Here is a 12,559-nt window from a genome sequence, read left to right on the forward strand (position 1 = left end):
TTCTCCGAGGTCCTTCGGGGCCCTGCGAACCCTGACGAACATTGACAAATGAAGCCTGCATCGGTGCAGGTCAAAGAGACGAAGGCTGACGGACGGTTATGGCGACGACGAACGACCTCAAGAACGGCATGGTGCTGAAGATCGAGGGCCAGCTCTGGCAGGTGGTCGAGTTCCAGCACGTGAAGCCCGGCAAGGGTCCGGCCTTCGTCCGCACCAAGCTGAAGAACGTCGAGTCGGGCAAGAACGTCGACAAGACCTTCAACGCCGGCACCAAGGTCGAGACCGCCACCGTCGACCGCCGTACGTTCCAGTACCTCTACAACGACGGCTCCAACTTCGTCTTCATGGACGTCGCCGACTTCGACCAGGTCGAGGTCGGCCCGGAGATCGTCGGTGACGGCGCCGGCTTCCTCCTGGAGAACCAGGAGGTCATCCTGGCCACCAACGAGGGCCGCGTGCTCTTCGTCGAGCTCCCGCCGTCGGTCGAGCTCGTGATCTCCTACACCGAGCCCGGTGTCATGGGTGACTCGGCCACCGGCCGCACCAAGCCCGCCACCCTGGAGACCGGCGCCGAGATCCAGGTGCCGCTCTTCATCGAGCAGGGCGAGAAGATCAAGGTCGACACCCGCGAGGGCGGTTCCTACCTCTCCCGCGTCAAGGGCTGACCTGTGGCTCACGTCGCCACCGCCCGCACCAAGGCCCGCAAGCGTGCCCTCGACCTGCTCTTCGCAGCCGAGGCCCGCGGGCTCTCCGCCGGTGACCTGCTCGACCAGCAGATCCGCGAGGGCGAGGTGCCCAACAACCCGTTCACCGTCAAGCTCGTCCGGGGCGTGGTCGCCGAGTCCGAGCGGATCGACGCCCTGATCTCGGCCTTCGCCAAGGACTGGACCCTGACCCGGATGCCCGCGGTGGACCGCAACGTGCTCCGGATCGGCGTCTGGGAGCTCCTCGACGGCGATGTCGCCCCCGAGGTCGCGATCAGCGAGGCGACCGCGCTGGTGACCGAGCTGTCCACCGACGACTCGCCGTCCTTCGTCAACGGCGTGCTCGCCGCGGTCGCGAAGGATCTCGCGAAGCGCTGAGAAGCGCATGACGTACGCCTGTCCGGAGCCGTCCGGGCAGGCGTAGCGTCATTTCAGGGTGCGGCACGAAGCGTGTGTTTTCCGGTTATCGACGATTGCTTCGGTCGGGACCGTATGTTTGGACCCAAGGCTGAGATGGACGCCGCAAACCAGCACCCGTATTCGGAGAGCGCATGACGCAGGAGAACAACCCCTACGACGAGCCGGACTCGCGCACCCGGCCGGCCGGAGCACCCTCGCACTGGGTGACGCCGCCTCCGCCGAACTCGGCGGGCCGGCCGCCGACGCCCCCCGTCCAGCCCAGTCCCGACCCGAGTCAGGAGGCGACTCGCATCACCAACCCACAGGTCACCACGACACCCGCCCCGCCCCCGCCGGCGGTGCCGGTGACGCCGCCTCCGCCCGGCGGCCACGGGCTGGAGGTTCCCAGCGCGACCGACTTCCTCGACCGGCGCGCGGAGTCGGCCGGGTTCGGTCCCGCGACCTGGGGCTGGCGGGGCGCGATCCGCAAGATGTCCGGCGGGCTGATCAGCCCGCGGATGGGCGCGGCGGAGGTCGCCTACGAGCAGGACCGGGCGATGATCCAGCGCGACTTCGACGGCCCGCGCACGATCGTCTTCATCAACCCCAAGGGCGGTGCCGCCAAGACCACCGGCGTGCTCGCCGCGGGCTACACCTTCGGCACCGTACGCGGTGGCGGGATCGTGGCCTGGGACAACAACGAGACCCGCGGCACCCTCGGCATCCGCGGCATGCGGAGCACCCACCGCAACACCACCCGCGAGCTGCTCGACAACCTCGCCGCGTTCAACAACGTCTACCAGTCCCGCATCGGCGACCTCGGTGCCTTCGTACGCTCCCAGGGCGACGCCCACTTCGACGTGCTCGCCTCCGACGAGCGCCCGGATGTGACCGGCCAGATCCACGCCGACGACTTCGCGCAGGTGCACCAGCTGCTGGAGCGCTTCTACAAGGTGATCCTGGTCGACACCGGCAACAACATGCGGGCCGAGAACTGGCTGGCCGCCGCCGACACCGCCGACCTGCTGGTGGTGACCTCGACGGTGCGCGAGGACACCGGCTACAGCGGCCTGTGGATGCTCGACGCGCTCCAGGAGTCGGGCTACGCCGACCTCAAGCTGAAGACGATCACCGTGCTCTCCGACCCGTCCCCGAAGGTCGACACCAACCTGGCGCGCGACCTCACCGAGGTCTACCAGCAGCGCACCCGTGGGGTCTACCGGGTCCCGTTCGACCCGGTGCTGGTCGCGGGGTCCACGGTGCAGTACTCCCAGCTCTCGGAGGACACCAGGATGTCCTGGCTCAAGGCCTGCGCCGGGATGGCGCACGCGTTGTAGTCCTCGGCCGCTAACGTCGGAGTCATGCGCGCAGTCGTCTACTCCGAGAACGGTCCCTCCTCCGCCATGCGTCTGACCGAGCGCCCGGTGCCGAAGCCCCGCGCCGGCGAGGTCCTGGTCAGGCTGGTGCGGGCGGGGGTCAATCCCACCGACTGGAAGGTACGCGCCGGCCTGAGCGCGACCCTCACGACTCCCGAGGCGACCCCCGGCCAGGACGGCGCGGGCGTGATCGAGGCGATCGGGGAGGGGGTCAGCACCCACGTCGTCGGTCAGCAGGTCTGGCTCTTCATGGCCCAGCACGGACAGCCGTGGGGCACCGCGGCGGAGTACGTCACCGTCCCCGCCCACAAGGCCGTCGAGCTGCCCGCGGGTGCCTCCTACGACCTCGGCGCCTCGCTCGGCGTCCCGGCGATGACCGCCCACCGGGCGCTCACCTCCGGTGCGGTCGAGCGGGTGGCCGCCGGGTCGTTCGACGGGCTCACCATCCTGGTCCACGGCGGCGCCGGCGCGGTCGGCAACGCCGCCATCCAGCTCGCCGTGTGGGCAGGGGCGAGGGTCATCACCACCGTCAGCTCCGCGGAGAAGGCGGCGCTGGCGAAGGCTGCCGGGGCACACCACATCGTCAACTACCGCGAGGGCGACCCGGCCGCGGAGATCCGCGAGATCGCGCCGGATGGCGTCGACCAGATCGTCGAGGTCGCTCCGGCGGTCAACAACGACCTGGACCGCGCGGTCGTCGCCAACCGCGGCACGATCGCGATCTACGCCAACAACGGCGGCGACGAGCTCACCATGCCGCTGCGGGCGACCTTCTCGCTCAACCTGCGCTATCAGTTCATCCAGCTCTACGGCGTCGAGGAGCGGCAGATCCGAGCCGCGGCCGACGACGTCACCGCCGCCGTGGCGGCGGGGGCGCTGCGGGTGGGAGCGGAGGCCGGCGTACCTCTTCACCACTATCGGCTCGAGGAGACCGCCGCCGCTCACGACGCGGTCGAGGCGGGAGCGGTCGGGAAAGTGCTGATCGACCTGGAGTGAGGATAGGGTTTGGACTGATCCTTTAACGAGCCGTCCCGTGAGGCGGAGAAGGAGCTATCGACCTTGTCTGTCCAAGAGCCTGAGCCGTCGACCGATGGTCGTGTCGTGCTCGATGCCCGCGACATCTCCCGGGCGCTGACCCGGATCTCCCACGAGATCCTGGAGCGCAACCGCGACGCGGAAGATCTGGTCCTGCTCGGCCTGCACACCCGTGGGGTGCCGCTGGCCAAGCGGATCGCCGCGCGGATCGAGGCCGCCGAGGGCCATCCGGTCGCCCACGGCGCGCTCGACGTGACGATGTACCGCGACGACCTGCGCACCCATCCCACCCGCGCCCCGCACCACACCGAGATCCCGCCGGGCGGCATCGACGGCAAGACCGTGGTGCTGGTCGACGACGTGCTCTTCTCGGGCCGCACCGTCCGCGCCGCGCTCGACGCGCTGGCCGACTACGGCCGCCCCGCCGTCGTACGTCTGGCCGTGCTCGTCGACCGCGGACACCGGCAGCTGCCGATCCGGGCCGACCACGTCGGCAAGAACCTCCCGACGGCGCGTTCCGAGCGGGTCGGGCTGCGCCTGGAGGAGACCGACGGCATCGACGAGGTACGCATCGTGGAGCTGGAAGGAGTGCCGGCATGACCCGCCATCTGCTGTCCATCGACGACGTGAGCGCCGAGGAGATCCAGCAGCTCTTCACCACCGCCGCCGAGATGCACGACGTCCAGAAGCGCGAGGTCAAGAAGCTCCCGGCGCTGCGTGGACGCACCGTGATCAACCTCTTCTTCGAGGACTCGACCCGCACCCGGTCCTCCTTCGAGATCGCCGGCAAGTGGCTCTCGGCCGACGTGATCAACCTGTCGGCGAAGGGCTCCTCGGCCTCGAAGGGCGAGTCGCTGCGCGACACCGTGCTGACCGTGACCGCGATGGGCGTCGACGGCCTGGTGATGCGCCACTCGGCCTCCGGCGCGGCCCACCAGGTCGCGGGCTGGCTCGACATCCCCGTGATCAACGCCGGCGACGGCATGCACGAGCACCCGACGCAGGCGCTGCTGGACGGCTACACGCTGCAGCGCCAGCTCGGTGGACCCGGCTCCCTGGAGGGCAAGAGGATCGCGATCGTCGGCGACCTCACCCATTCGCGGGTGTTCCGCTCCAACGTGAAGTCGCTGGGCAAGCTCGGCGCCTCGGTGATCGCCGTGGCCCCGCCCACGCTGATGCCCTCCGGCATCGCCGAGTGGGCCAAGGCCGACGGCTTCGCCACCTCCTACACACTGGACGACGTGCTGCCGGAGGTCGACGCGGTGATGATGCTGCGCGTCCAGCGGGAGCGGATGAGCGGTGGCTACTTCCCGACCTCACGGGAATACACGGTCGGCTACGGGCTGACCCGCCAGCGGCTCGCGCTGCTGCGCGAGGGCGTGCCGATCCTGCACCCCGGCCCGATGAACCGTGGCCTGGAGATCTCTCCCGAGGCCGCCGACGCCGCCTCCTCCCGGATCCTCGACCAGGTCTCGGCCGGGGTCGCGATCCGGATGTCCGTCCTCTACCACCTGCTTGCCGGCGAGGAGTCCGCATGAACGAGCGTAAGCGAGTGAGCAATGAGATCATCATGCCGCCGCCTCCGTATTCTTTCCGCTCTGCCACGGAGGTGGCGGCATGAGCCTGTTGATCAAGGGTGCCTCCGTCCTCGGGGCCGAGCCGACCGATGTCTACGTCGACGGGGGAGTGATCCGGTCCATCGGCGAGTCCGTCGCCTCGGCGGATGAGGTCGTCGACGCTTCGGGGCTCGTGCTGCTCCCGGGTCTGGTCGACCTGCACACCCACCTGCGCCAGCCGGGCCGCGAGGACGCGGAGACGGTCGCCTCCGGTGCCGCCGCGGCCGCTGCCGGCGGCTACACCGCCGTGCTCGCGATGGCCAACACCTCCCCGGTCACCGACACCGCCGAGGCCGCGGTCTCGGTGTGGGAGCTCGGCCGTGAGGCCGGTCTGGCCGACGTCTTCCCGGTCGGCGCGGTCACGAAGGGCCTGGGCGGCGAGGAGCTGGCCGAGCTCGCGCTGATGAACCGGTCGCGCGCCCGGGTCACGGTCTTCTCCGACGACGGCAAGTGTGTCTCCGATCCGCGGGTGATGCGGCGGGCGCTGGAGTACGTCAAGGCGTTCGGCGGCGTGATCTCCCAGCACTCCCAGGACCCCTCGCTCGCGCCCTACGGCTCGGCCTGCTGCCACGAGGGTGAGCTCTCCGGGCGGCTCGGTCTGCCCGGCTGGCCGGGCGTCGCCGAGGAGGTCATCGTGGCCCGCGACGTGATGCTCGCTCGCCACACCGGCTCGCGCGTCCACGTCGCCCACGCCTCCACCGCCGGCACCGTCGAGGTGCTCCGCTGGGCGAAGGCGCAGGCCGAGAAGGACGGCAGCTGGGCGGTCACCGCCGAGGTCACCCCCCACCACCTGCTGCTCACCACCGACCTGCTCGCCGGCTACGACCCGACCTTCAAGGTGAATCCGCCGCTGCGTCCCGCCGAGGACGTGGAGGCGCTGCGCGCGGCGCTGGCCGACGGCACCATCGACGCGGTCGCCACCGACCACGCCCCGCACGCGCGCCAGGATAAGGAGCACGCCTTCGTCGACGCGGCGTTCGGGATGCTCGGGCTCGAGGAGGCGCTCTCGGTCGTCTCGACCGTCATGGTCTCCTCGGGGCTGCTGGACTGGGCCGGCGTCGCCCGGGTCATGTCGACGACCCCGGCCCGGATCGCCGGTCTGGAGGGCCACGGCCGCCCGATCGCGGTCGGCGAGCCCGCCAACCTGGCCCTGGTCGACCCGGCCGCGACCTACGTCGTGGACCGTGACCGCTCGCTCTCGCTCTCCCGCAACAACCCCTGGCACGACCGCAAGCTCACCGGTCGTGTCGTCTCAACCTACCTGCGGGGGAAGCAGACCTACGCCGGTTAGGCTCCTCCGCCATGACCGACGTCTTCTCCGACAAGCTCGCGCAGTGGCGCGCCTACACCGAGACCCCGTGGGGCAGGATCCGCTACACGGTGGTCGAGGAGATCCTGCGGCGCCAGTGCGCCGAGCTGGGGGAGGGACTGCGGATCCTCGACGTCGGTGGCGGTGACGGGATGGACGCGCTGCCGTTGGCCCTGGCCGGGCACGAGGTCACCATCGTGGACCCGTCCGAGTCCTGGCTGGCGGAGGCGAAGCGGCGGGCGGCCGAGGCCGGGGCCTCGCTCACCACGCTCGTCGGCGGCGTCGACGACCTGCCCGAGGGCGAGTGGGACCTGGTGCTGTGCCACTTTGTGCTGCACTACCGGCCTGCTGGGGCTGGGGACCTACGCCGCCTCGCGGACGTCGTCCGGCCCGGCGGGCGGCTCTCGGTGATGGTTCCCAACCCGGCGAGCATGGTGCTGCGCCAGCTGGTCACGGGCGGTCCCGGGGCCGCGCTCACCGAGCTGCGCGCGGACACCAAGCGGGCCGTGACCTTCGACCATGACGTACGCAAGGTGTCGATGGACGAGCTCGAGACCGAGCTCGCCGCCGCGGGCCTGCGGCTCACCGGCCGCTTCGGCACCCGGATCGCCAACGACGTTCTCACCGACGACGCCGCCAAGCACGACCCCGCCTACTTCGACCGCCTCCTCGAGCTCGAGCGCGTGCTGTGCGACCAGGAGCCGTTCGTACGCATCGCCGGGATGTACCAGCTCCTCGCCGAACGCCCGGGCTAGGCTCGGATGCGTGGACAACCTCGAGCGCATCTACAAGATGCCCTTCGGCTCCGTCTACCCGCACTACGTGACGAAGGTGGAGAAGAAGGGACGCACCACCGCCGAGCTGCACCAGGTGATCACCTGGCTGACCGGCTTCGACGACGAGGCGATCGCCCGCCACATCGACGTGGGGACGAGCTTCGAGGAGTTCTTCGCGGCCGCCGACCTCAACCCGGCCTCGGACCTGATCACCGGTGTCGTCTGTGGTGTGCGCGTCCAGGAGATCGAGGACCCGGTCATGCGTCAGGTGCGCTACCTCGACAAGCTCGTCGACGAGCTGGCCAAGGGCAAGGCCATGGAGAAGATCCTGCGCGCGTAGTCGTGTTCGGTTAATCGTTTGATGGCGCAGCCGTCCGCCGCGTACGCTGTTCTCATCATGAAGATCTCGCGCTGACCTCCGACCCGCGCCCGAGGCATCTGCCCGGCGGGTCGTCCTCGAACCCGAAGGCCAGCGCTCTCATGTCTCTGAATCCGATCGTCGTACGCGACCTCTCCGTCTCCTTCCGCAGCGGCTCCGTTCTCGCCGGCATCGACCTCACCGTCTCCCCGGGCGAGCGGATCGCGCTCGTGGGGGAGAACGGTGCCGGCAAGTCCACCCTGCTCCGCGCTGTCGCAGGCAGGCTTCCGGGCAGTGCCCAACGCACAGGCACGCTCGAGACGCCGGACGACCTCGTCTGGCTCCCCCAGGAGCCACCGTTCCGCGATGCCGCCAGCATCGAGGACGTGCTCGCCACCACCCTGCGGCCGCTGCGTGAGGCCGTCGCGACGGTCGAGACGCTCGCCGACCGGCTCGACGACCCCCAGGTCGCCGAGACGTACGCGAGCGCCCTCGACTTCGCGGTCGCCCACGACGCCTGGGACGCCGATCGGCGGGCCATGCTGGCCGCCGAGCGCCTCGGCCTGAGCGGGCTCGACCGGGAGCGGCCGATCAGCACCCTCTCGGGCGGTCAGCGGACCAGGCTGGCGCTCGCGACCGCGATCACCCGCCGTCCGGACGCGCTGCTGCTCGACGAGCCGACCAACCACCTCGACGACGAGGCGGTCTCGGTGCTCGGGGAGTTCCTTCGGGAGCTCCCCGGGGTCGTGCTGATGGCCTCCCACGACCGCGTCTTCCTCGACGAGGTCGCCACCGGGCTCTTCGACCTCGACCCGACCGCCTTCGGCACCGACGGTGCCGGCGGCCGGCTCTTCGGCGGCGGGTGGAGCGCCTACGAGGAGGCGCGACAGGCCGCGCGCGAACGGTGGGAGCAGACGTACGCGGAGCAGCAGGACGAGCTCAAGCGCCTGCGCACCGCGACGAAGATCGGCAACGACGCGATCGCCCACAACCGCGGCCCGACCGACAACGACAAGTTCATCTACAAGTTCAAGGGCAGCAACGTCGAGCGCACCGTCGCCCGCCGGAAGAAGGACGCCACCCGACGGCTGGAGGAGGCCGAGGAGGCGCAGGTGCGCAAGCCGCCTCCGCCTCTGCGGCTCAATGCCTCGCTCTCGGCCGCGGGTGCGAGCGGACGGATGGTCGTCGTCCGCGACCTGGTGGTCGAGGAGCGGGTCAGCCTGCCGGTCCTCGACGTCACGGCGGGGGAGCACCTGCTGATCACCGGGCCCAACGGCAGCGGGAAGTCCACGCTGCTCGGGGTGATCTCCGGACGCGTCAAACCGACCTCGGGAGAGGTCCAGGTCAGTGCCCGGCACGTGGAGGAGCTCACCCAGGACCCACAGTTCGGAGACCTGCGCCGCAAGGTCGCCGACGTCTACCGGGAGTCGGTGGGGGAGATGCTGGCGGACCAGGTGCCGCTGCGCGACCTGGGTCTGGTCCATCCGCGCGATCTCAACCGGCCCGTCGGGGCGCTGAGCGTCGGCCAGCGTCGCCGGCTGGACCTGGCGGTCGCGATCGCCACCGGCCCGGACCTGCTGCTGCTCGACGAGCCCACCAACCACATCTCGCTCACCCTGGCGGGCGAGCTGGAGGAGGCGATCGGGGTCACCCCGGGCACCATCGTGGTCGCCTCCCACGACCGCTGGCTGCGCCGGCGCTGGTCGGGCCCGGAGTACCGGCTCGTGCCCTGAAACGGAGCGTGGGCGGGCCACTTTCGGGCGAGACCCTGTGGATGAGCCGAGTTATCCACAGGGTCTCGGATCGTCGTTGTCCCCGACGGCAGGCCATGGTGCCGTAGACCCATGACCGACAAGACCCCGTACGCTCCAGTCCTCCGCACCCAGGCCGACGTCGAGGCCGCCTGGCGACATCTGATCAACCCTCTCGGCTGGCCCGAGCCCCGGCTGTGGTTCATGCTGGTCGATCCCGACGGCGTCCCGTTCCCGCAGCTGTGCCAGATCGAGGGCCTTCCGGAGGAGATCGCCGACGACGGTGCTCTCAACCTCGCCACGATGCTGCACGACCTCGTCGAGGCGCACGGGTTCGACCGCGTCGAGCTCCTGCTGTGCCGGCCGGGCGGTGGCCCACCGAACCGCTCGGACAGGAAGAACGCGGCCGAGCTCTACGGAGCGTGCGTCGTCGCCGGAGTGCCGCTCGACGTCGTCCATCTCGCGACCGACCACGACTTCTGGCCGATCCCGCTGGACGCGCTCGGTGAGATCAGAACTCCAGCGTGACCTTCGTGTCGCCCAGCTCGCGCTCGACGATGCGGTCGAACTCCGCGGCGGCGGCCTCACGCTCGACCAGGTCACGCAGCGCGTGGTCGATCGCAGCCTGGTTGGTCGTCGTCCCGGCGATCTTCCTCGCCTCGGCCAACAGCTCCGTGTCGATGCTGATCGACGTCTCGGTCATTGCGTACCCCCGCACGTAATCGTGATGAAACATCGAAACGCTAGCGGCGCACATCATGCAACGCAATGACCTGCGACAACCGTCACATCGTGTCGCACTCAACTGTTCCGGGCGCCGGATGCCCCCGCTGGATGGTGGGTGATGGACGTCGGCCGCCCCGAACCTGGTCGCCACGGTCACAGAATCGGGCGACCGTGTGGAACACCGGTGAGTCGCGCACGAGGCACATGCCAGGATGGAGGCGAGAAGGACCGATGTGGGTCCGTGAACGCAAGGGTTAGAGATGACGGACGCAGCGTGGTACCCGGACCCGACCGGACAGGCGGAGCTTCGCTACTACGACGGGAGCCAGTGGACCGAGCACGTGTCGACGGGCGGGCAGCAGTCGACGGCGCCCCTGGCGCCCCCTCAGGCCACTGTGGAGCAGGAGGCGCCGACGCAGGTCGGTTCGGTGCAGGCCGCTCAAGCGGCGTACGGCGACAGCGCGCAGGCGCAGCCGGCTCAGGCTGCGTCGGCGCAGTACGGGCAGCAGGCCGCCCAGGCGCAGCCTACGGGCGACCCGTTCGCGGGGATCTCGGGTGACCTGATCGACGGTCGCTTCGCCGAGATCGAGGGCAACGGCGCGGTGCTGCAGAACAAGAAGCTCCTGCGCGTACGCGTCGGGGAGCCGTTCCAGGCGCGCCAGGGCTCGATGGTGGCCTATCAGGGCAACGTCCAGTTCAAGTACCAGGGCGGCGGCGTGGGGAAGTTCCTCAAGCGTGCCGTCACCGGTGAGGGCCTCAGCCTGATGGGCGTCGAGGGTCAGGGCGACGTCTTCCTGGCCGACGCCGCCAAGGAGGTCCACATCCTCCAGCTGAACAACTCCGGTATCTCGATCAACGGTGACCACGTGCTGGCCTTCTCCGGTGGCCTGCAGTGGAACATCGAGCGGGTCCAGGGCGCCGGCATGCTCACCGGCGGCCTGTTCAACACGACGCTGCGCGGCACCGGCTGGGTCGCGGTCACCACCGAGGGTGACCCGGTGGTCCTCAACGCTGCCGAGGCGCCGACCTTCGCCGACACCAACGCGGTCGTCGGCTGGTCGCTCGGCCTGCAGACCAGCCTGCAGAAGTCGTTCACCGCGGGCGCGCTCATCGGCCGCGGCAGCGGCGAGGCGTTCCAGGTCGCCTTCCACGGCCAGGGCTTCGTCATCGTGCAGCCGTCCGAGGGTGCGGTCGTCCCGCCCCACTCGCACAGCTGAGCGCAACCGAGCAGGGTCGATTGCCGCGTACGTCACATGCTGGCGTACGCGGCGGTCGCCAACTGCCGTCAACCGGCATCTGCTTGATACTGTCACCAGCAAGTTGACCGACATCCTTTAAGCACCGTCCCGTGAGGCGGAGAAGGAGGTACGGCGTGCCGCTGCATGCCCACAAAGAAGCACTCCTCGTACTCGAGGATGGTCGATCGTTCCGGGGGGAGTCGTTCGGCGCCGAGGGTGAGACCTTCGGCGAGGCGGTCTTCTCCACCGGCATGACGGGCTACCAGGAGACGCTGACCGACCCGAGCTACCACCAGCAGGTGGTCGTGATGACCGCGCCCCACGTCGGCAACACCGGCGTGAACGACGAGGACCCCGAGTCCCGTCGGATCTGGGTCGCCGGCTACGTCGTCCGCGACCCTGCCCGGGTCTCCTCGAACTGGCGCGCCCAGCGCACCCTCGACGACGACCTCCGCGACCAGTCCGTGGTCGGCATCAGCGGGATCGACACCCGCGCCCTGACCCGCCACCTGCGTGAGCGCGGCGCGATGCGCGTCGGGATCTCCACGATCGAGACCGACCCCGAGGCCCTGCTGAAGAAGGTGCTCGCCTCCGCCGAGATGAGCGGTGCGAACCTCTCCGACGCGGTCAGCACCGAGGAGGCGTACGTCGTCCCCGCCAAGGGCGAGAAGCGGTTCACCGTCGCGGCCCTCGACCTGGGCATCAAGGAGATGACCCCGGAGCGGATGGCCGAGCGCGGCATCGAGGTGCACGTGCTCCCGGCGACCGCGACCCTCGAGGACGTCCTCGCGACCAACCCCGACGGGCTCTTCTACTCCAACGGCCCCGGCGACCCGGCCGCGACCACCGGCCAGGTGGAGCTGCTCAAGGCGGCGCTGGCCGAGAACATCCCCTACTTCGGCATCTGCTTCGGCAACCAGCTCTTCGGCCGCGCGCTCGGCTTCGGGACGTACAAGCTCAAGTACGGGCACCGCGGGATCAACCAGCCGGTCATGGACCTCACCACCCGCAAGGTCGAGGTGACCGCCCACAACCACGGCTTCGCGGTGGACGCCCCGATCGGGGAGGAGACGAAGACGGACTACGGCATCGCGACCGTCTCCCACGTCAACCTCAACGACGACTGCGTCGAGGGTCTCGAGCTCAAGGACGCCGAGACGGGGAAGCTCAAGGGCTTCTCGGTCCAGTACCACCCGGAGGCAGCGGCCGGCCCGCACGATGCCGCCTACCTCTTCGACCGGTTCATCTCTCTCATGGCGAAGGAGGTCTGA

The 12,559-nt window shown here is 69.9% G+C and carries 14 protein-coding genes; 13 read left to right on the forward strand and 1 reads right to left on the reverse strand.

Translation table 11 applies throughout. The annotated features are described in order from the left end of the window. The first annotated feature begins 98 nt into the window (after positions 1-98). The 11 genes from efp (at position 99) to UG56_RS00280 (ending at position 9,852) form a co-directional block, all read left to right on the forward strand. Positions 99-665: an elongation factor P gene (gene efp / locus UG56_RS00230; RefSeq protein WP_008356794.1), complete on the forward strand. Its 567-nt coding sequence runs from the start codon at positions 99-101 to the stop codon at positions 663-665. A gap of 3 nt (positions 666-668) precedes the next feature. After that, complete coding sequence (gene nusB, locus UG56_RS00235; protein WP_045551040.1) at positions 669-1,082, forward strand: transcription antitermination factor NusB; 414 nt, start codon at positions 669-671, stop codon at positions 1,080-1,082. Positions 1,083-1,255: 173 nt separating this feature from the next. Further along, positions 1,256-2,440 (forward strand): MinD/ParA family ATP-binding protein, encoded by a 1,185-nt coding sequence (locus UG56_RS00240; protein ID WP_177191388.1) that lies wholly within the window; start codon positions 1,256-1,258, stop codon positions 2,438-2,440. A 24-nt stretch (positions 2,441-2,464) separates the two neighbouring features. Then, a complete protein-coding gene (locus UG56_RS00245; RefSeq protein ID WP_045549723.1) occupies positions 2,465-3,475 on the forward strand; it encodes an NADPH:quinone reductase in 1,011 nt (336 codons plus the stop codon). A 63-nt stretch (positions 3,476-3,538) separates the two neighbouring features. After that, the gene (pyrR, locus tag UG56_RS00250; protein WP_045549724.1) at positions 3,539-4,114 is read left to right on the forward strand and encodes a bifunctional pyr operon transcriptional regulator/uracil phosphoribosyltransferase PyrR; all 576 of its coding nucleotides are present in this window, start codon (positions 3,539-3,541) and stop codon (positions 4,112-4,114) included. Then, positions 4,111-5,052, forward strand: a complete 942-nt coding sequence (locus UG56_RS00255; RefSeq protein ID WP_045549725.1) for an aspartate carbamoyltransferase catalytic subunit — start codon at positions 4,111-4,113, stop codon at positions 5,050-5,052. The genes pyrR and UG56_RS00255 overlap by 4 nt, the downstream gene beginning before the upstream one ends. Before the next feature lie 79 nt (positions 5,053-5,131). Next, a complete protein-coding gene (locus UG56_RS00260; RefSeq protein ID WP_045549726.1) occupies positions 5,132-6,421 on the forward strand; it encodes a dihydroorotase in 1,290 nt (429 codons plus the stop codon). An 11-nt stretch (positions 6,422-6,432) separates the two neighbouring features. Further along, a complete protein-coding gene (locus UG56_RS00265) occupies positions 6,433-7,194 on the forward strand; it encodes a methyltransferase domain-containing protein (RefSeq protein ID WP_045549727.1) in 762 nt (253 codons plus the stop codon). A gap of 10 nt (positions 7,195-7,204) precedes the next feature. Then, positions 7,205-7,555, forward strand: a complete 351-nt coding sequence (locus tag UG56_RS00270; RefSeq protein ID WP_256206358.1) for a DUF2200 domain-containing protein — start codon at positions 7,205-7,207, stop codon at positions 7,553-7,555. A gap of 140 nt (positions 7,556-7,695) precedes the next feature. Next, positions 7,696-9,306 carry an ABC-F family ATP-binding cassette domain-containing protein gene (locus UG56_RS00275; protein ID WP_045549728.1) on the forward strand — a complete coding sequence of 537 codons (1,611 nt, stop codon included), beginning with the start codon at positions 7,696-7,698 and terminating at the stop codon, positions 9,304-9,306. 111 nt (positions 9,307-9,417) lie between these two features. Further along, entirely contained in the window at positions 9,418-9,852 is a 435-nt protein-coding gene (locus UG56_RS00280; RefSeq protein WP_045549729.1) for a hypothetical protein, read from the forward strand. On the opposite strand, the gene UG56_RS28150 is transcribed toward UG56_RS00280, so the two are convergent. Continuing rightward, on the reverse strand, positions 9,836-10,027 hold the full coding sequence (locus tag UG56_RS28150; protein ID WP_045549730.1) for a type II toxin-antitoxin system VapB family antitoxin: 192 nt from the start codon (positions 10,025-10,027) through the stop codon (positions 9,836-9,838). The genes UG56_RS00280 and UG56_RS28150 overlap by 17 nt on opposite strands. A 283-nt stretch (positions 10,028-10,310) precedes the next feature. Here UG56_RS28150 and UG56_RS00290 point away from each other — a divergent pair, with 283 nt between their 5' ends. After that, positions 10,311-11,267: an AIM24 family protein gene (locus UG56_RS00290; protein WP_045549731.1), complete on the forward strand. Its 957-nt coding sequence runs from the start codon at positions 10,311-10,313 to the stop codon at positions 11,265-11,267. Between the two features lie 155 nt (positions 11,268-11,422). Continuing rightward, complete coding sequence (gene carA, locus UG56_RS00295) at positions 11,423-12,559, forward strand: glutamine-hydrolyzing carbamoyl-phosphate synthase small subunit (RefSeq protein WP_045549732.1); 1,137 nt, start codon at positions 11,423-11,425, stop codon at positions 12,557-12,559.

The organism is Nocardioides luteus, from assembly GCF_000960475.2.
In the GTDB taxonomy this organism is placed as follows: Bacteria; Actinomycetota; Actinomycetes; order Propionibacteriales; family Nocardioidaceae; genus Nocardioides; species Nocardioides luteus_A.